The sequence below is a fragment of the Herpetosiphon sp. NSE202 genome (genome assembly GCF_042688385.1).
Lineage (GTDB): Bacteria > Chloroflexota > Chloroflexia > Chloroflexales > Herpetosiphonaceae > Herpetosiphon.
In genome coordinates this window covers 326,346-343,952 of sequence record NZ_JBHUPY010000006.1, presented here as the reverse complement: position 1 = coordinate 343,952, position 17,607 = coordinate 326,346, and the positions used below count along the sequence as shown (strand labels likewise).

The following is a 17,607-nucleotide window of genomic DNA, read 5'->3' as shown; positions in this document are numbered from 1 at the left end:
TAGATATACTTAGGCTATTGGTAGCTCGGAACTCATGGTCGGAATGCAAATCGTAAAGCAACTGCCGATGCCCTCTTGTGATTCGACTTCGATGCTGCCACCGTGAGCCGCCACAATTTCCTTCACCACATACAAGCCAATCCCAGAGCCAGAAATCATATTCATTCGTTCTGAGGGCACGCGATAAAAACGTTTAAACACGTGTGGCATGGCTGTTTTAGGAATCCCAATTCCTTGATCGTGAATTTGGATGCGAACCTCGTGGGCGTACATTGTTGCCTCGACAGTAATTGTGCCACCGTCGGGGCTATATTTAACCGCATTTTGCAGTAAATTCACCAACACCTGCTCTAAGCGCCGCGCATCGCCATACACCATCATCGAGCCAGGCGCTGAGACTTGGACAATGTGATGGCGGGTGGTCATGGCTTGCATCGCAATCAACACATCATCAAGCAACGAACCAAGGTCGACTGGCTGACGCTGGATTTCGAGTTGGCCTTCGGTCAGGCGCGAAATATCAAGCAACTCGCTCAGCAAGGTATTTAGCCGATTGCCTTGTTCGAGAATCATCGTCAGATCGGCTTGCATCTGGGCGAGCGGTGCTGAGCGTGCCATGCGCCGTTGTAACAATTGGGTGCGCCCGAGCAACCCAGCCAACGGATTTTTGAGTTCATGCGAAGCAATCGATAAAAAGGCTTCACGATCGGCAATTGCGGTTTGGGCATCGCGATAGAGCGCCGCATGCTCGAATGCATTGGTTAGGCGCAAGCAAATCTCTTGCAGAAACTGCGGCTCAATCGTACCAGGCTCAAGCGGTGCTGGCTGATAAATACCAAATATCCCATAGCAATGATGGGCTGATTGCAAGGCAAACAGTTGGCTTACGCCATCAACTGGAAAAAGCGTGGTTGTGCTGACCAATTCCAGACTATCGGATGCCAGAATAATGCGCGTTAAGCAGCCTTGAACATGGGGTTCGCTTGCATAAGCATGCATCATTTGCGCGCCAACTGTTACACAATCGGGAGCACTCGCCAGTGCCAGTTCAGGCAACCATTGCTCATCACGATCAAGCAGGGCAACAAAACAGATCCAGCCTTGGCCAAGCGTCTGAATAATTCGTTCTAATACGCCAGTAATGCTGGCTGGGTCGGTTTGCAACCGATACAGAAGCATGCCAATTTCGGCCAAACAGGTAGCTTGGGCCTCAGTGCGGGCTTGGATAATTAACGCTTCGCGCAATTGCTGATTGGTTGCCTGTAACGCTGCTTGCTGGGCCACAATTTGCCGCCGCAACTGCACCCGCTCGATCGTTTTCTGCAACGTAATCACAAATGTCTGATCAAGCGCCGTCGATTTTACAACGTAATCGTAGGCTCCATGCTTCATGGCCTCAACCGCAACCTGTTCGTTGCCAACGCCAGTGAGCATAATACAGGCCACTTCATGGTCGTGTGGATAGGCAAGAATCTCCATCAACACTTGCAGGCCATCGGTCGGCGGCAGCGAATAATCAAGAATCAGCACATCCAACGCAGTTGTCTGCCAAATCTGCCGCGCTTGGTCAGCAGTTTCGGCTTCGAGCAGCCGATAGGTCGCGGCCTGATCGCGCTGAATCAAGCGCCGATAGCGATAACGATCAGCCTCCTGATCATCAAGAATCAAAATAGTCCAAGCATGTGAATCGAGCATTCGTTACCGTCCATAAGGATGACACACGACCTCAAACCAATAACGATAGAGGACATGCATCGTCTGTTGAAAGCCTGCGACATTAAGCGACTTAACCAGGTAGCTATTGGCCCCATCCTGATAGCAACGGGTGATCGCATCAGGATTAGCCGAGGTGGTGAGAATAACAACCGGAATTTGGCGCAACACTGGTGAGGTTTTGATCTTAGCTAAAACCGTAAACCCATCCATTGCTGGCAAATTCAAATCCAAGAGAATCAGGTCGGGCAGCGTGCCACGCGGCAGCGCCACCGATGTTTCGTGCAAAAAATGGAGTGCTTGATCGCCATCGGCACACCGCACAATCTCCAGCGCAGCATTAAAGCGCGAAAAACTGCGCTCAATCAGAGCACAGTCTTCATCACTATCATCAATGACTAAGAGTTGGCGTTTGCGTAATGCTTGGTACATACTAGGCTCCACGGAGGGTAAAGGTGAAGGTTGTGCCCTTCCCGAGCGTTGATTGCACCCCTAATATACCACCATGACGCTCGATGATCTTTTTTGCAATAGTCAGGCCAACGCCCGTGCCGCCGCCAAAATGATCGCGTCCGTGGAGGCGTTTGAAGAGCCGAAAGATCGTTTCATAATGTGCTTCAGCAATCCCAATTCCATTATCTTGGACTGCAATCCGATACCAAGGCTGCTGCTCTGCATCCAATGGCAGGGCTATGGCGGTAATTTCAACCCATTTTTGGGCTGCTTGCGAATATTTGAGTGCATTGCTCAGCAGATTTTGCATTACCTCGCTCAGATGCAGCGGATCGGCAAACAACATCGGCAACGGGCTAGGAATCCGAATTTCAAGCATGTCTGGCTGGATCATTAAGGTATCACTAACATCGTGAATTAATGTAGCTAGATCAACTGGCTGAAATTGCAATTCAACCCGCCCAAGCCGCGAATGATGCAGCAGCGAATCGAGCAAGGCATCCATGCGTTGGGTCAAGCGCAACATCGTTTGCAGCTTAGCTTGGCCAGCATCATCAACTTTATCGGCATAATCTTCGAGCAGAAAATGGGCATAGGTGTGAATGCCGCGCAAGGGTTCTTTTAAGTCGTGCGAGGCGCTATAGGCAAAGGCATCAAGCTCGGCGTTGCTTTGCTCCAACGCACGATTAAGCGTTGTCAAGGCGGTAGCTTGTTGTAAAAGCAGGGTCCGAATCGTATCGCGCATTGTCCGTGCAACAGACAGCTCTGCATCTGTCCACGCAACACTATGCAAGGCCCGCTGCTCTTTCCATTGGGCAAACGATTGACGCGGGCTAATTCGAATGCCATCGTCGGCGATTGTGACGGCTTTGGTTGGTTCGCCAGCCCAGGTAATCGTTTGAATCTCTTCTGGGCGAAACCAGAGCAGATATTGATCAGTTGCGCCAACCAAGGGAAATGCCAGCACGCCACTGGCCACCGCAGCCAAAGCCGCAAATGGCGGATGCTTGCTTGCCAACGAGGCAGTGTGATAGCCATCATCAATCGTTGCTGGCTGCGCCCGAATCCAGCTAATAATCGCCCGAATATGTTGGATACTGGGCGTGTGGCCAAGCACTACCAGCTCATCGTTGGTATGAATCGCAACTCCACCAGCGGCAATTAAATCCAGTAGCGTATGTTGGCCTTCAACCAAGCCATCCATCCAGCGCTGAGCGGTCGTCATCTGCTGAAGCAAGCTGGTTTGAATGCCCACGAGCTGCTGGGTAGCTGCATGATCGTGGTGGTGAACTTTACTGGTAAGCGCCAACGATACCGACTGGCCTAAAACCTCGCACGCAGAACGTAGGGTGCACGAAAGATAGTGTGGCTCGGCATGATGACAGGCAATCAAGCCCCATAACTGGCCTTCATAAACCAATGAAACCGACATCGAGGCCCGCACACCCATATTGGCGAGATATTCGCGATGCACTGGCGAGACGCTGCGCAAAACGCTATAACTCAAATCAAGCGGCTCATGGTCGGGCTTAGCTGCGGCCACAATCGCAACTGGCGTATAACGCGCATCGGGAATTAGCCGCAGCCAATTGCGCAGATACAACGCCCGTGCTTGGGGTGGAATATCAGAGGCCGGATAATGCAAACCGAGAAACGATTCTTGGTTGGAATCAACCGCTTCGGCAATCACTGTTCCATGGCCATCAGCATCAAATTGATAGATCATCACCCGATCAAAGCCAGTCAGTTGGCGCACTGCGCGCACAGTTTCATCGCAAAATGGCTGAAACTCAGGAATCTGTTGCAAACGGGCAACGATGCTGCGCACCATGCGGTAACCATCGTGTGGCCCCGTACCGCTGGTGAGTGCAGGCTCGAATTCAAGAATCAGCTGCCCCTGATGGCGGTGTAAAATCCCGTCACATACCTTTTGCGTGGCTTGCAGCGGAACCGTCCAAAGATAGAGCGGATTTTGATCAAGCTGTTCGTGGGCCACAACTGAGCGCAAATACTCAAGTTGCTCGCTGGTAATCAGCAACGCTAACGATTGATTTAACAGCTGTTCAGGCGTATAGCCAGTAAAATCCAAACTATTAGCACTAATTTGCAGAATCTGAAAATCCGGCTCGCTCAGCACCAGCAACAAGCCATGCGCCTGAATCATGCCTGGAATATGAATGGGTTCGGTTGCACACTGGTCGAGATCGCTTACGGTCATGATCTATCCTTTCAGCAGAGAACCTACCCCTAATGCTAGCACTAGTTTGATCATACGCTAGATTGCATTCAGTTTTTATCCTCGCCCAATCCCATCCGCCGATTGCGATTGAACCCTCGTTTGGGCTATCTCGTCTTAATAGCATCGGCAGATTTATGGGGAGCAAACGATGGATATTCAGATTAAACATCTGGTTAAACAATACGGTAGCTATCGCGCATTGGATGATATTTCGCTCTCAATTGGCGCGGGAATGTTTGGTTTGTTGGGGCCAAATGGCGCTGGCAAAACCACATTCATGCGCATTCTGACCACTCAACTTGTGCCGACCTCGGGCGAGGTTGTGGTTGGCGGAGTAGACGTTGAGCGCGAACCAAGCACAATTCGCCAGCAGCTTGGCTATCTACCGCAGGAGTTTGGCTTTTATCAGAGCCTGAGTGCATTTGCGATGCTCGATTATGTTGACGAGCCAACAGTTGGGCTTGACCCAGAAGAACGGATTCGCTTTCGCAACGTGTTAGCCCGCATTGCGGGCCAGCGCACAGTGGTGTTATCGACCCATATTGTGGCCGATATTGAAGCCAGTTGTAGTGGCGTTGCGGTGCTCCGACGCGGCAAATTGCTCTTCAGTGGGCCGCCTGCCGAGCTTGTGCAAGCAGCGACGGGGCGTGTATGGCAAGTTGTGGTAAGTTCAGCAGAATGGGAGCGCTTGACGCAACAGCTGCAGGTAATTTCGAGCAGGCCGCTGGGCGCACAATTGCTGGCGCGAGTGGTGTCTGCTGAAAATCCGTTTGGGCGGGGCGAGTTGGTTGAAGGCACTTTAGAAGATGGGTATATGGCAGTGATGGCGCAGGGGGTGGCTCATGCATAAGCGCATTACTCGTGGCCTGACCGCCATGCGGCTTGAGTTAGGCTTAATCATCGGTCATTGGAGCTTTTGGCTGATAGCTGGGTTGTGGTCGGCATTTCTCGCGTATACCGGCTATAGTCACCAATTTGGCACGCTGCAAGCAGCCTTGAAAGCCGATATCGGCAATTTTGGCATTGGCTTGCTCTCGCTGGTGGCGCTCTTTCTGACTGGAGCGAGTGCATCTCGGCCACAACGCATACGCTTTAGCGTGCTAGATGCGGTGTTGCCAACTGGGGCTGAGGTGTTGATTGGCCGCTGGCTTGCTAGCCTGGCCGCGAGTTGCCTCTTGCTGCTTCCGGTGGTTGTTGTTGCGATATGGCGCGGCTCATTGGTTGGATTTTGGTCGAGTTTGCCAGTATTTGCTGCTGAGTCAGGGCTGACCTTGGCATTTTGCACAGCGGCAGCTTATTGGCTTGTGACCAGATTTAGCCAACGCCGTTGGGTGTATCCGTTGCTCGGGATTGGCTGGTTGCTGTTTCTGGCGCTGCCTCATTTACCGCTCTTTGACCGCACCAGCACCGGAATGCGCGGCATGACCTTGCTGAGCTTTATGCGCATGGAAACCGTCACCTACGATGAGTTGTGGGGCCAGATGGTTCACGGCGGATTGCCTACATGGTTCAATGGATTTTATCTTGGGTGCACTGCGCTGCTGATTGCTGGCGTTATTCGCTACGAACAGCAAAACCGCAGGCGGCGTACTGCTGCTTGGACATGGCTCGCACTAATCGTTGCGGTGAGCGTTGCCGGCGGCAGTGCAGTCGGTTTTTGGCAAACGACCGCGGCCTTAGCCAGCCATGAAAGTGCCAATTCACGCTGTAGTGACCCGTTGATCGCAAGCACAGCCAAACCGCCTGTGCAGATCGCGGCTTATACAATTAACGCCGATTTGCGCGAACCAAGCGCGCCAGCCTTTCGGGCCAAACTTGTGCTGAGCAACCAGGCAGCTACGCCGATTAATGAGGTTGTGTTGACCTTGCAGCGTGATTTGCTGATTAGCGAGGCAAGTGTTGCCTTTGAACAACAGGATGATCGCCTATTGCTTCGTTTGCCTACACTACTAGCCGCCAATCAAAGCCTAGAGGTTGATCTGGCGTATGCAGGGAATGTGCTGCTGACTGGTAGTTTTTCGGGGCCACCGCAAGCGATTTACTTTAGCAATGAGCAGGGCGTGCGGTTAGCTTCGGCTGGGGCTTGGTATCCGTTGGTTGGCGAACAATTGCTTCAGCCGCTGTGCCGCAATGGGTTGCATGCCCCCGCAGTGTTTGAGCTAGCGGTGCAAGCGCCCAATGATTGGCAAATTGTCTCCAATCTTGATCAACAGCAGCCGAACCTGTGGCGCTCGAACAACGCCCAATGGGCCTTCTTGCTGGCAGTGCCAGGCTTGGTCAATGAGCAAGTTGGCAGCGTAAACGTCATCACCATGCCCGAATATCTGGACTTGGTGCGACCCTATGCATTGCGCTATCAAGCACGGCTTGAGCAGTTGGCACGCTTTTTCCCCGCTGCGGCGCACGATCGCATGACGCTCGCCGTGCTTGATGCTGGCGAAGGCTTGCCAATGAATGCGCCAGCTGCCGATCATCCGTTTATCTATCAGCGTTGGGAGCGTTTGAGTGAGCATGCCCAAAATCCAGCCAATGAAGAACTCTATCTGACAACGACGCTGGTCAATAGCTTGTGGCAACGCGATCCAAGCCAAGCTGGGAATGGCGCACGGATTAATCCAATTCAGCGCCAAGTTGACACCTTTTTAGGCCAGTTGCTCAGCGGCGACCCTGCAAAAACGCGGGAGCGAGTCGACGCATACTATCGCACTTCAAACAAAGATATTGATCCGGCGTTATACAACCCAATTGTGTTTGGCTTGGTCGATAGCTACGAACAACAAGGAGCGCAGGGTGTAATTCGCTTAATAACCAAACTTCAGCAGGAACAAAACCAACTATTGCGCCTTTCGCAAGCACAGCTGGCCGAGTGGCTAGAGCAGGCCAGCCATGAAAACTAAATCATTGGTGTGGTATGAGTTGCGCATTATTTTTGGCTTATCTGCGTTGCTTCCAGCGCTCTTGCTGCCGCTTGGTGGGCTGCTGGCATGGTTGGTTGGCGCTGAACTTGCGGTTGAACAGCGGGTCGTTGAGCTGAGCAGAGCCTTTGAACTAGTTGTACCGCTAACCAGCGGGCTGGCAGTTTGCCACTTGATGGGGGTTGAGCGTGAGCAGCATTTTGCCGAGCTACGCGCGACCTATCCCGAAAATCCATGGCGATTGCCACTCATGCGCATTGGCGGGGCACTCGGCGTGCTGGCACTGATCGTGATCCTGAGTACGATACTCTTGCTGGGCGCATTTGGCACGTTCGATCTGCAACGTGTGGTCGTGCCTGCATTCGCCCCTGCCATCTTGCTGATGGGCTTGGGCCTCTTGATAAGCAGTATCAGCGGTAGCTACTGGGCAGCTACGGGCGTTGTGATGAGCTATTGGTTTATTGAACTGCTGACCAAAGGCGGACTGAGCGGCCCAATCTTCCTGTTTGAGCGAACCTGGCCAACCAAAACCCATGCCTATGCAACCAATCGCTGGCTCTTAATCAGCATCGGCATGGGATTGCTAATTGCGACGGTTGTGGTCAGTGTCTGGCGGCGCATTTCGCGCATCCAGATCCAAGGCCAGCGCCCGCGCGTGGGTTTCGATGCACCCAGCAACCAATAAAGGACGATAATGGAACCAAGTGACGAATATCTGTATCAACGCTTGCAGGCTGGTGATGAGGCGGCGCTTGAACCGTTGCTGAACCGCTACCATGGCCCAGTGCTGCAATTTTTCACTTGGCAGCTTGGCAACCAAAGCAGTGCCGAGGATGTGTTGCAAGAAATGTGGACGCGCATCATTACTTGGAATGGTGCGCCGCCCCAGCGCTTTAAAGCTTGGATGTGGAAAATTGCCACCAATCTGGCGCGTGATTATCTGCGCTCGGCAGCTTATCGACGCGAACACCCGCATTATGAGTATGCCAATGATGCAGAGTACCCGCCGCTCCACATGCAGGCAGAGCCGACCGACGAGTGGTTATTGCGCAATGATGATCGGCGCAGCGTGCAACAGGCATTAGCCCAGCTTTCGCCAAATCACCGCGAGGTTGTTGTGTTACGTTTTTATCAGGAACTGAAACTCGAAGAAATTGCCGAAGTCGTTGGAGTGCCGCTTGGAACTGTCAAAAGTCGGCTTTTTCACGCGCTCAAGCAGCTCAAAGCTGTGCTCGAACAACATAAAGGATGGGTTTATGATGCCATGGCATAAACTAACCGATGGCCTTGATGCCACACAACAACGCGAACTGGGCGATTTGCAGGGTGTTGCCGAACAGCTGGCAAGCGCCGCTGGCCCCACCCCAAGCGCCGCCGATCGCGCGCGCCTTTTGGCTAACCTGCGCCCGTTGGTCGCTGCCCGTGCCCAACATGCCGCCATCTGGCCAACTCCAACCCCGCCAAGCATCCGCTCTTGGCTAAGGCTGATCATGGCCCAAACCAGCTTGATGGAGCCACTCTTTTGGTGGTTGAACGTCGCGCTTTGGGGCCTTGGCTTGCTCGTAGGCATGATCAGCGGCGCTGATACGCTGATCACCGTGTTGGTGGTTGGCTCGCCAGTGCTGACCGCAACCGGCATTGTTTATCTCTTTCGGCCTGCTACGCGCTCGTTGCGCGAGCTAGAAACCACTTATCCAACCAGCCCGCTTGAGTTACTGTATGCGCGGCTCTGCTTAATGATGGGCCTGAATGGAATAATAGCAGTGGGCTTTTTGAGTATCATTTGGCTGCAAACTCCAAGCCTTATCCTTTGGCGGCTGGTGATCGCTTGGCTGGGGCCAATGCTTGGCATCGCAGGCCTTGCCTTGGTTACCTCGGTGCGCTGGGGAACGCTGGTTGGTAGTGCTGCACCAGTAGTCGTATGGATTGGCTTGGTGCTACTCGGCTGGCGTTCATTGGATAATGGCCTCGTGCAAGCTCAGACCAGTTTGCTGGGGGAATCAGTCAGGGTAGCGATTAATCAGTCGAATACAGTGCTATGGGGCGGAATTTTCGGCTTAGGCGTGGGCATTGGCTTGCTGATCTATGCTGGGCGCTTGGTCGGGAAGGAGCAAAGGTGGAACTTCGGGTCAGCAATTTAAGCTATTGTTTTGGCAACACGCAGGCCCTACAGAAGGTTTCGTTTGCTTTTACAAGCGGAATTATTGGCCTGCTTGGGCCAAATGGCTCAGGCAAATCGACCTTGTTACGCTTATTGGCAACGGCATTGCCGCTTGGAGTAGGGGAAATTTGCTTTGCTGGGCGTTCCTATCATGCTGATTTGCGTCCGCTACGCAGCGTGCTTGGCTATAGCCCCCAGCAAATCGAATTACCAGATCAGCTAACGCCGCTGCGCTTGCTTGAATATATTGCCAAGCTCAAACAGCGCGCCAAGCCCGATTGTGCTGGGCTGCTTGCAACCCTAGGCTTGGCTGAGGTTGCAAGCCAGCCACTGAGCCAGCTTTCTGGCGGCCAAATTCGCTTAGTTGGGATTTCACAAGCCCTGATCGGCGCGCCGCGCTTGCTGATTCTTGATGAACCAACAGCAGGCCTTGGGGTCGAAGAACGGAGCTTGGTGCTGCAAGCATTGGCTCGCCGTGCTCAGGAATGTTTAATTGTGCTTAGCTCGCATGTTCCTGCTGAAATTGAAACAATCGTGACCAATCTGCTGGTGCTCAACCATGGGGCTGTGAGCTTTGCAGGAACCGCCGCTGAGTTGGCAAGCCCAGCAGTTGGCTTGGTGCACGAAATTGTTGTGCCAATTGAGGCAATTAACGGCTGGCTGGAAAGCGGGCGAGTCAGCAGCATAACCCAGCATGGCGCAACCGCAACCTTGCGCGTGCTGGGCGAGCCACCACTGGGCAGCGTCGGAGTCGAGCCAACCATGGAAGAAGGCTATTTGCTGCATCTGCGCACCCAAACCGCGCGGCGATCAGCCAGCAGTGATTGAGGATGCTTTAATTAGGTGCTGTCATTGGCATCGGTGCCAGCGGGTGCTGTGCCAGGGCTTGACCAACCATCGAGCAAATCGGCCCATGGCGGCGTGCAGCCAGCTCGTTCCCATTCGGCAGCATAGCGCGCCAATTGGTCTGGTCGATGCTGCTGCATCCAACGCAGATTCTCGATCATGGCGGGGGTAATTTGGTTGCGGACAGCTCGATACGCCTCCTGAACGGTCATCCCCGCCTGCATGAGGGTTTCAAGCATTGGCATATGCATTCCTTTCTGTGCAACGATTAAGCGCTTTAGCCAGACCATAGCAAGAAAATCGCGCTGCGTCAATCACCATTTTAAGGTTAATTAAGACATATTTATTATGTAAAATAAAATTAGCTTTTTATGCATCCCATTCCTGTTTGCCAAAACAGGCCTAAAACCACAAACAACCCCCGTGGGAGTCGTTTGTGAGCGCACTATGCAGGTGATGGTTTAAGCTGGGATTGCCGACGCAAATTCGGCAGGCTCCCAGCCGAGTTGGTCGGCATTGGCAACAACTCGGCCAACCCCAGGAAATGGAAAATGATACGCCATCAGCATGGTATTGGCAGCGGTTGGTTGGGCAATCGTTCGCCGCGTCGCAATTGCCTGATCAGCATCAGCATCATATTTCAGAATTGCATCGACCACATTCAGCTGGAGCGGCACATGGATCGCATCGACAACGTGCAACAGGCGTGCGCCTTGCGGTTCAAGCAAAACACCACTATGGCCGAGGGTATGGCCGGGCAAATCCACGTAGCTGATGCCTGGCACAAGCTCCTGATTGGCAGCAAGCGGCTCCAAGCGCTGCCCATAAAACTCAACGATTTGGCGCAAGAAGTTTGCATTACGCGGTTTCATCTTCGCCAGCGATTCCTCGCTTATGGCCGCTTCATGTTCACGCTTGGGCACAATTAAACGGGCATTCGGAAAACATAGGTTATTGTCTGCATCGAATAATCCGCCAAGATGATCGCCGTGATAATGCGAGATGATAATTGTTTCAATTGCCGTAGTTGGAATTGCCAGCTTGGCCAGCAGCTCGCTCATGTAACCAGGATCATTCGGATCGATGGAGCCTTGGCCGGTATCAATCAGCACATACTTGCCAGCATGTTCCACCAATAAAACATTGCGGCTAATCGAAAGTGGGCTGGATAGCGCCCGAAATCCGCTAATTAGCTCGGCACTATTGCTTAAGAAAATTGATCTAAGCATTGGTTCGGCGATTGGACTTGTGCCATCACAAAGTACGGTGCAGGTAAAATCGCCAAGCTTAAACTGAACACTTGCAGGAGTCATGCTTCCACCTTTCATTAACACGATTCGTCAATCAGCGAAAGGCCGTGCCCAATCAACCCGTCTGCAAAACATCGTTGGCTACGCGCCAAATCAGCTCGGGCAGCGTCTTGAGCAAATAGGGCATGTAGACCCGTTCCAGCCGCTGATGATAATCGCGGCCCCAAGGCCCAATATTGATTGTAGGCAGATTGAGCGTGCGCACAAGGTTGTAATCAAATTTCAGGCGTGAACCCCAGAGCGGCGTGTTGGCAGCAACAATCGTTTGATCGGCGTGTTCCATCGCGCTACCATAAAAGCTCATATCCGAAATTCCAGCGAAAAATGGCCGCAGCTTAATGGTGGTGGCATGGTCGGCGGCCAGCGCTTGAGCGTGGCGTTCGCAGGCGGCTTGGAGGTGGCGTTCACGCTCGTTATGCCCAGCAACCAAACTATGTGGATAATGCAACGAGCCAAAGCAGACCACCGCTGCCGGACCACTCAGCCCAGCGCAACGCCAAAGATAGGCAACCAGTTGGCGGCTAAAATTCGGGGCATCGAGGGTGCGATCAGCCTGCAACTGAGCAGTGAATGCTGCCAAATTGCGAGCAAATGTAGGGCCGCTATGCTGCTGCGCGCGCACCACAAGGTCGGCATAACTCAGCACCTGCGCTTGCCAACGTACTGGTGCAGCCGAGCCAACCAACGCTGCATAGCGCTGGGCCTGCGCAAATTGGGTTGCGAGCACCGCATCGAGGGCTTCGCTAGTCACAGCCATAAATTGATCGAGAACGAGGTTCGCTGGGCGGCCATGGGTCAAATAATTAAAATAGCACCATGCAGTACTTGGGGTTGTCACATCGTAGAATGTTTTGAGGTCGCTCTGTTTGAGGCTAATTGGTGGAGGTGCAAGCTCACCCTCGGCCTCATCGCAGAGATCGATATTACACTCAATTGCTTGGGTTACTGCTGCCGCCATGCGATTAACATTAATGCCATCGAACGGATAGCCAGCGTGGGTTTCGCGCCCAACTAAATAAATTAATGGCAGAAACTTGCCCACCGTGCCCAAAAATATCGCTTGGCCTTGCTCGCCAGCAGCTTGATCGCTGGTAGCATCAAGGTTAATTGCTGCTGCCAGCTCAAGGCCCCACTCCTTGGCCAGTTCATGCAAGTGTATCGCCGCTGAGCGCGCGCCATGCGAGGCTTCCTCTTCGTCGGGTGTGGCAATAAACAGCAAATTACCACGCCGCTCTGGTTGGGCGGCAAAGTGCAGCAGCACCGCTAAGCCAACCGCCAAGCCGCTCTTCATATCCAACGCGCCACGCCCAGGCAGAAAATCGCCTGAACGCAAATCCTCAAGCGCCAGCTGGTCGCTTGGGCTAGAGCCATTGGCCTCTAAGCTGGCAATCAAGCGCGGCAGCAACGCCTCTGGATCAGTCGCCCATTCGGCTAAACTGGCATAATTCTCGATACTGACCACATCATAGTGGCCAGCCAAAACAACCGTGGTTGGGCCAGTCCCCCGCACGAGTGCATACAGATTCGAGCGCTCATAACCATCGTCGACGGTGCGCTCTAGGCGCAGCTGGCTCGGATGAGCGGCAAAATAGGGCTGTTGGCCCAACCATTCTGCCAACTGCTGTGACCACTGACACTCACCAGCGGTATTGGTGACACTCGGCCAACCTACGAGCTTAAGCGTAAGCTCGCGGACAATCTCAGACCATGCGTCCATTGCGATCTTCCTTTGCGTCAACGCCCAAACAACAGCGTTTGGGTTCAGGGTTTGCATCAAGCATAGCGCTTTTTGCGAAAGCTGGCTATTGGTTGGTACGGAATGTGCCAGTAGCGCTGTAAGAGAATTCGGTTATAACCACATAGGAGGAAGCGCAATGGCACACCGCCGCGTTGGACGATTGCTTGGCATCGCGAGTATTGCACTGCTGCTGAGTATGCAAGGCCACGTTTTTGCCGAAAATGCACCCCCACCCCCGAATGGCGAAATTGTGGAGCCAACCAAACTGCCTTTTGACCCAGCCCTAGTGCAGCAACTGCGCGTGCCAGCTGGATTTTGGATTGATGTCTGGGCCAAGGATGTTGGTAATGCCCGCATGCTGGCCATGGCTCCCAATGGCATTCTTTACGTGACTCGCCGCGAACAAGGCGATATTTTGGCGCTTGAAGATAGCGACCAGAATGGCCAAGCAGACCGCATTTGGACGGTCGCAAGCAACTTGCCCCTCGCCCATGGGCTGACGATTCATGAAGGCTGGTTGTATCTTGCCACCGATAAAACCGTGCAACGAGCAGCCTTGCGCGCTGATGGCTCGCTTGGCGAATGGAACGTGTTAATTGATGATTTGCCTGATGCAGGCCAACATCCCAATCGCACGCTGGCGGTTGGCCCCGATGGCAAGCTCTACATTACGGTTGGCAGCACATGCAATGCCTGTGCCGAACCAAATCCTGAAAGCGCAACGATCCTTGTTGCCGAACTCGACGGCAGCAATCGCCAAATTTATGCGAGTGGGCTGCGCAATACGATTGGCTTCGATTGGCATCCTGGCAGCCAACATCTCTGGAGTTTTGACCATGGTTCTGATTGGCGTGGCAATGATCAGCCACCAGAAGAGTTGAATTTGCTCCAGCAAGGCGGCAATTATGGCTGGCCATGGTGTTTTGCCAACCAACAAATTGATCCCTATATTCCCAATGCCCCAAAAGATCAATCCAAGGCTGAGTTTTGCGCCAAAACCCAAGCGCCGATTTTGACGTACACCGCCCATAGTGCCCCAATTGGCATGGCCTTTTATGATCAAACCCAGTTTCCTGCTGAGTACCATGGCGATGCCTTTGTGGCAATGCGTGGTTCGTGGAATCGCAACCCACCAACGGGCTATAAAGTGGTGCGGGTGCGCTTTCAAAATGGCTGGCCAGTGGCAGTTGATGATTTCTTGACTGGCTTTTTGCTGGAGCAAAATGGCCAATATGCCCAATTTGGGCGGGTTGCTGGCATTACGCTCGCGCCGTATGGCTCGTTGTTTGTGAGCGATGATATGAATGGAGTTATTTATCGCATTTCGTGGGCTGGCACACCATAAGTTGCTATAAATTAATGAATTTATCAAACCAAGACAGGCATAGACACACGGCTCTATGCCTGTCTTGCTTAACAATTTAATCAACCAGCAAAGGGCAAATGCTGCCTAACAATTGGCTAATTTAAGTTGCATTGAGCCTAATTTACCCGCTATACTATCCTCACGAAAGCGATCCCATGGTGGCCAATTCACCGTTTTAGTCATTCGTTTTAGCCGATCGTGAGGATTCCATGGACCCTTCCATGACGATGTTGCAAACCTGTCTTGTTTCCTATCGTACCTTCCTTCAGCGTTTGCCGCCAAGTCAGTACACCGACTTTTGCCGCTGGGTTTTGCAACCTGCCAATCCGGTCTTAACTGAATTTCTCCACCTCAGTAGCCTCACCCAAATGTGCTCACTCTTTACCTACCTCTTTGGCCCCGCCAGTAATGATCTTGATCGCTGGGATCATCTGTGTGCTGAGTTTAGTTCGTTGCTGCTCTACCAACGCTATGAAGTTGTTTCGGATAACCTCGCCATGGGCTTGGCATTAAGTAGCGCTGCCCACGGCGAGGTGGTTACAACCTTCAATACCATGTTAATTGATGTGCTAACCGATACCGCCCCAATTGTGCTCCCGCGCTTACAACAGATTGTTACCGCGATTCCATGGCTTGACCATCACCTTGCAGCAGATCGCTATCGAGCGATTGTGCAGGCCTTCCGTGCTGATGCCGATCTTGAAGCGTGGGTTGCGCTTTCGGCCAATATCGTGGCCTGCCGTGATGTGCTAAACCAGATTTTGCATCCAGCCGCCAATGCACGCATTCGCCAAACCTTGATTGCACGCTACTATGCCATGAACACGTTGTGTAGCCCTGGTGTACGCAGTATTCAGGAGTTGCTTGCCCTGCAAACCGCAACGATGCTAGTCATTCCAACCTTAGAGTATTGTGTCAATCTGTGGAGCCAGATCTATCTTGATGATCGCACGGCCCAAAATCGGATTGCAACTGATCCAAAGTTGCGGATGTTAATTAACGATGCTAATAGCTTGGTGCGGTGTCTTAACGATTGTGGTCCGTTGCTACTCAGCGCCGATGCCCAAACGATTGCCCAGCACTACCGCCGTTTATCCCAGAGCGTGCCAGCCCGTGACGATGAAGATTGGATCGCATGGTTTGTGCGTGCTGCTGATCGCGTGCCCCACTTTTTCCGTTTGCATAAAGATGTTACCTTCCGCGAGTTTAATCTCCTGTTTGCAGCAATTACTGCTGAGCAACCGATTCCAAGTGTGATTGAGCAATTAATTATCAACACCCAAACAATTGCCCAGCACTACCAAATTATCCTGCGCCACTTCGAGGCTGCCAGCCAGCAACTTAACCAAACGCCACTGTATAGCATTCCAGTAGGCATCATCACCCGCATGGTTAGCTTCCACCAGCAGTTATATGCCAACCACTATGGCGATATTATGGGCGAATATGCGGTTGCCGCTGACTGAGCCACACTAGGCTCGGCGTTCAAGTCGCTGCGGAAAAGCCTTGGCCGGAAGCATTGTGGCGCACATTGGCCGCCACTCAACCGTAAATGCACCCTGATAGCCAAAAACCGGTCTCCACAGTGGATTCGTCACCACCACATTAATGCGAAATTGCGCCGCTGCCTCGTCGTACCATTCGCAAACCTCGGCATTGCCCGAGAGGATGCGCGGGAACTTAAAGCCCAACCAGCCTTCGTAAAACCGTTGTGCGCCTGAGCGCAAACACATGCCGCCGCGCTGATCAACCCACATGGCTAAATCGACAGCAAAATGCTGATGCGTTCCAAGATAATCGACAATACAAGCCCGTTGGTCGCTATAAACCATGTAGGCATCGAAGCGGCGCTTGGTCTGCGGATTGACCTGAAATGTGCGTAACCATGTGACTGTCTCGCGCCCTGCCGCATCGCGATAGGCATAATTTTCAAGCGTAAACGGAATCTGCGCGCCCCATTCAGCAAACATGATGTGGCGCGCTTGCCCAGCGTGCAACAATGGCCGCAGTGGCAGGCCACCATTCCAAATCATGCTCATCTGGCCTTGACCAATCGCCGCCATTTCGCTACTGCTAGTCAGCCCAAAGCGGCGCTGAATTTGCGGATGCAGGCGCTCAAAATCAGCACCTAAAGCCTGTTGATAAATTGATTGAGTTTGCATCTTAGCGCTCCTTGTAGCTCCAAAAACAATGCTTTGCCGCAGGAATATGGGCTGAATGGGCTTTGCGCCGCCACGTCATGCCAACTGCCAGCAATACAGCGCACACCAAGCCAAACTGCCAAGCAACCCACGCGAAGCAACTCAATAGCAGGCCAAATGCGCCAAGCCCAACAATGCCTTGGTTAAGCCACATGCGCAAGGCAAGCGCTGGATCGATCTGCTGTTCGAGCCACAAGCGTAGGCGATCGAAACTCCATGCCGTGGCCCACGCCATCAGCGGGCGAAACAATAAGCGATCAATCAGCCACCCCAGCAGCCCAAAGCGGGTCTGATAATCGTAGCTGGTCGAAAAATCAATCCCGTCGCTCGTTGGGGTGTAGAGCCAATAGCCCGCTCCAGCCCGAATCAGCGACAGCGGATGGTCAGACCAAAAACGCAAGGCTGAGATCATTCGGCCATCGGCGAGTTGTTTGGTGCTCGTTTCGCCGCGGCCTGTAATCTGGAGGCCAAAGCCAATCCGCGTGGTATAGAGAAAGGCTTGGGGTTGCGCAGGGTCAGTCCGCGTGCCATATTCAATCGTCGAAAAGCGTAGATCCCAGCGCTGATGCATATCCGGCTGTTGGGTTGCTGCCCATAGCGCGGCAAACGGGCCACGAATGTGGGTTTTAATGATTATCGCCATCTGCACAGCTCCGCATAAGCAC

At 53.0% G+C, this 17,607-nt stretch carries 16 protein-coding genes; 8 read left to right on the top strand and 8 right to left on the bottom strand.

All coding sequences use genetic code 11. The features are described 5' to 3' along the window. Nucleotides 1–9: 9 nt before the first annotated feature. From ACFMKP_RS09375 to ACFMKP_RS09365, 3 genes are read right to left on the bottom strand one after another with little or no spacing between them, the layout of a single operon-like run. Nucleotides 10–1,695 carry an ATP-binding protein gene (locus ACFMKP_RS09375; RefSeq protein ID WP_382291218.1) on the bottom strand — a complete coding sequence of 562 codons (1,686 nt, stop codon included), beginning with the start codon at nucleotides 1,693–1,695 and terminating at the stop codon, nucleotides 10–12. Nucleotides 1,696–1,698: 3 nt separating this feature from the next. Next, entirely contained in the window at nucleotides 1,699–2,145 is a 447-nt protein-coding gene (locus tag ACFMKP_RS09370) for a response regulator (RefSeq protein WP_382291216.1), read from the bottom strand. A gap of 1 nt (nucleotide 2,146) precedes the next feature. After that, entirely contained in the window at nucleotides 2,147–4,384 is a 2,238-nt protein-coding gene (locus ACFMKP_RS09365) for an ATP-binding protein (protein ID WP_382291214.1), read from the bottom strand. Between the two features lie 169 nt (nucleotides 4,385–4,553). Between ACFMKP_RS09365 and ACFMKP_RS09360 the strand changes: the two genes are divergently transcribed. From ACFMKP_RS09360 to ACFMKP_RS09335, 6 genes are read left to right on the top strand one after another with little or no spacing between them, the layout of a single operon-like run. After that, a complete protein-coding gene (locus ACFMKP_RS09360; protein ID WP_382291212.1) occupies nucleotides 4,554–5,255 on the top strand; it encodes an ATP-binding cassette domain-containing protein in 702 nt (233 codons plus the stop codon). Further along, nucleotides 5,248–7,302: a hypothetical protein gene (locus ACFMKP_RS09355; protein ID WP_382291210.1), complete on the top strand. Its 2,055-nt coding sequence runs from the start codon at nucleotides 5,248–5,250 to the stop codon at nucleotides 7,300–7,302. The genes ACFMKP_RS09360 and ACFMKP_RS09355 overlap by 8 nt, the downstream gene beginning before the upstream one ends. Further along, a complete protein-coding gene (locus tag ACFMKP_RS09350) occupies nucleotides 7,292–8,005 on the top strand; it encodes a hypothetical protein (RefSeq protein WP_382291208.1) in 714 nt (237 codons plus the stop codon). The genes ACFMKP_RS09355 and ACFMKP_RS09350 overlap by 11 nt, the downstream gene beginning before the upstream one ends. Before the next feature lie 9 nt (nucleotides 8,006–8,014). After that, nucleotides 8,015–8,593: an RNA polymerase sigma factor gene (locus ACFMKP_RS09345; RefSeq protein ID WP_382291207.1), complete on the top strand. Its 579-nt coding sequence runs from the start codon at nucleotides 8,015–8,017 to the stop codon at nucleotides 8,591–8,593. Then, nucleotides 8,577–9,461 carry a hypothetical protein gene (locus ACFMKP_RS09340; RefSeq protein WP_382291205.1) on the top strand — a complete coding sequence of 295 codons (885 nt, stop codon included), beginning with the start codon at nucleotides 8,577–8,579 and terminating at the stop codon, nucleotides 9,459–9,461. The genes ACFMKP_RS09345 and ACFMKP_RS09340 overlap by 17 nt, the downstream gene beginning before the upstream one ends. After that, nucleotides 9,437–10,309, top strand: coding sequence for an ATP-binding cassette domain-containing protein (locus ACFMKP_RS09335; protein WP_382291203.1), 873 nt, complete (start codon nucleotides 9,437–9,439; stop codon nucleotides 10,307–10,309). Before ACFMKP_RS09340 ends, ACFMKP_RS09335 begins: the two co-directional genes overlap by 25 nt. 11 nt (nucleotides 10,310–10,320) lie before the next feature. Here the strand turns inward: ACFMKP_RS09335 and ACFMKP_RS09330 are convergent, their stop codons facing one another. The 3 genes from ACFMKP_RS09330 to ACFMKP_RS09320 all read right to left on the bottom strand — a co-directional run bounded on the left by ACFMKP_RS09330 (nucleotide 10,321) and on the right by ACFMKP_RS09320 (nucleotide 13,354). Beyond that, a complete protein-coding gene (locus ACFMKP_RS09330) occupies nucleotides 10,321–10,572 on the bottom strand; it encodes a hypothetical protein (protein WP_382291201.1) in 252 nt (83 codons plus the stop codon). Between the two features lie 216 nt (nucleotides 10,573–10,788). Continuing rightward, a complete protein-coding gene (locus tag ACFMKP_RS09325; RefSeq protein WP_382291199.1) occupies nucleotides 10,789–11,640 on the bottom strand; it encodes an MBL fold metallo-hydrolase in 852 nt (283 codons plus the stop codon). A gap of 52 nt (nucleotides 11,641–11,692) precedes the next feature. Continuing rightward, the gene (locus tag ACFMKP_RS09320) at nucleotides 11,693–13,354 is read right to left on the bottom strand and encodes a M20/M25/M40 family metallo-hydrolase (RefSeq protein WP_382291197.1); all 1,662 of its coding nucleotides are present in this window, start codon (nucleotides 13,352–13,354) and stop codon (nucleotides 11,693–11,695) included. Between the two features lie 157 nt (nucleotides 13,355–13,511). Here ACFMKP_RS09320 and ACFMKP_RS09315 point away from each other — a divergent pair, with 157 nt between their 5' ends. Together ACFMKP_RS09315 and ACFMKP_RS09310 are read left to right on the top strand one after the other, a co-directional pair. Next, nucleotides 13,512–14,720 (top strand): PQQ-dependent sugar dehydrogenase, encoded by a 1,209-nt coding sequence (locus ACFMKP_RS09315; protein ID WP_382291195.1) that lies wholly within the window; start codon nucleotides 13,512–13,514, stop codon nucleotides 14,718–14,720. 242 nt (nucleotides 14,721–14,962) lie between these two features. Then, entirely contained in the window at nucleotides 14,963–16,207 is a 1,245-nt protein-coding gene (locus ACFMKP_RS09310) for a hypothetical protein (protein WP_382291193.1), read from the top strand. A gap of 6 nt (nucleotides 16,208–16,213) precedes the next feature. On the opposite strand, the gene ACFMKP_RS09305 is transcribed toward ACFMKP_RS09310, so the two are convergent. Continuing rightward, nucleotides 16,214–16,903 carry a DUF4166 domain-containing protein gene (locus tag ACFMKP_RS09305; RefSeq protein ID WP_382291191.1) on the bottom strand — a complete coding sequence of 230 codons (690 nt, stop codon included), beginning with the start codon at nucleotides 16,901–16,903 and terminating at the stop codon, nucleotides 16,214–16,216. A gap of 1 nt (nucleotide 16,904) precedes the next feature. Next, nucleotides 16,905–17,585, bottom strand: coding sequence for a hypothetical protein (locus tag ACFMKP_RS09300; RefSeq protein ID WP_382291189.1), 681 nt, complete (start codon nucleotides 17,583–17,585; stop codon nucleotides 16,905–16,907). Between the last annotated feature and the right edge of the window lie 22 nt (nucleotides 17,586–17,607).

Bases quoted from the DNA above. Each gene is read 5' to 3' on its own strand.
- ACFMKP_RS09310 (WP_382291193.1), top strand. From the start codon at position 14,963: ATGACGATGTTGCAAACCTGTCTTGTTTCCTATCGTACCTTCCTTCAG.
- ACFMKP_RS09350 (WP_382291208.1), top strand. From the start codon at position 7,292: ATGAAAACTAAATCATTGGTGTGGTATGAGTTGCGCATTATTTTTGGC.
- ACFMKP_RS09315 (WP_382291195.1), top strand. From the start codon at position 13,512: ATGGCACACCGCCGCGTTGGACGATTGCTTGGCATCGCGAGTATTGCA.
- ACFMKP_RS09365 (WP_382291214.1), bottom strand. From the start codon at position 4,384: ATGACCGTAAGCGATCTCGACCAGTGTGCAACCGAACCCATTCATATT.
- ACFMKP_RS09345 (WP_382291207.1), top strand. From the start codon at position 8,015: ATGGAACCAAGTGACGAATATCTGTATCAACGCTTGCAGGCTGGTGAT.
- ACFMKP_RS09370 (WP_382291216.1), bottom strand. From the start codon at position 2,145: ATGTACCAAGCATTACGCAAACGCCAACTCTTAGTCATTGATGATAGT.
- ACFMKP_RS09300 (WP_382291189.1), bottom strand. From the start codon at position 17,585: ATGGCGATAATCATTAAAACCCACATTCGTGGCCCGTTTGCCGCGCTA.
- ACFMKP_RS09325 (WP_382291199.1), bottom strand. From the start codon at position 11,640: ATGACTCCTGCAAGTGTTCAGTTTAAGCTTGGCGATTTTACCTGCACC.
- ACFMKP_RS09355 (WP_382291210.1), top strand. From the start codon at position 5,248: ATGCATAAGCGCATTACTCGTGGCCTGACCGCCATGCGGCTTGAGTTA.
- ACFMKP_RS09360 (WP_382291212.1), top strand. From the start codon at position 4,554: ATGGATATTCAGATTAAACATCTGGTTAAACAATACGGTAGCTATCGC.
- ACFMKP_RS09320 (WP_382291197.1), bottom strand. From the start codon at position 13,354: ATGGACGCATGGTCTGAGATTGTCCGCGAGCTTACGCTTAAGCTCGTA.
- ACFMKP_RS09340 (WP_382291205.1), top strand. From the start codon at position 8,577: ATGATGCCATGGCATAAACTAACCGATGGCCTTGATGCCACACAACAA.
- ACFMKP_RS09375 (WP_382291218.1), bottom strand. From the start codon at position 1,695: ATGCTCGATTCACATGCTTGGACTATTTTGATTCTTGATGATCAGGAG.
- ACFMKP_RS09330 (WP_382291201.1), bottom strand. From the start codon at position 10,572: ATGCCAATGCTTGAAACCCTCATGCAGGCGGGGATGACCGTTCAGGAG.
- ACFMKP_RS09305 (WP_382291191.1), bottom strand. From the start codon at position 16,903: ATGCAAACTCAATCAATTTATCAACAGGCTTTAGGTGCTGATTTTGAG.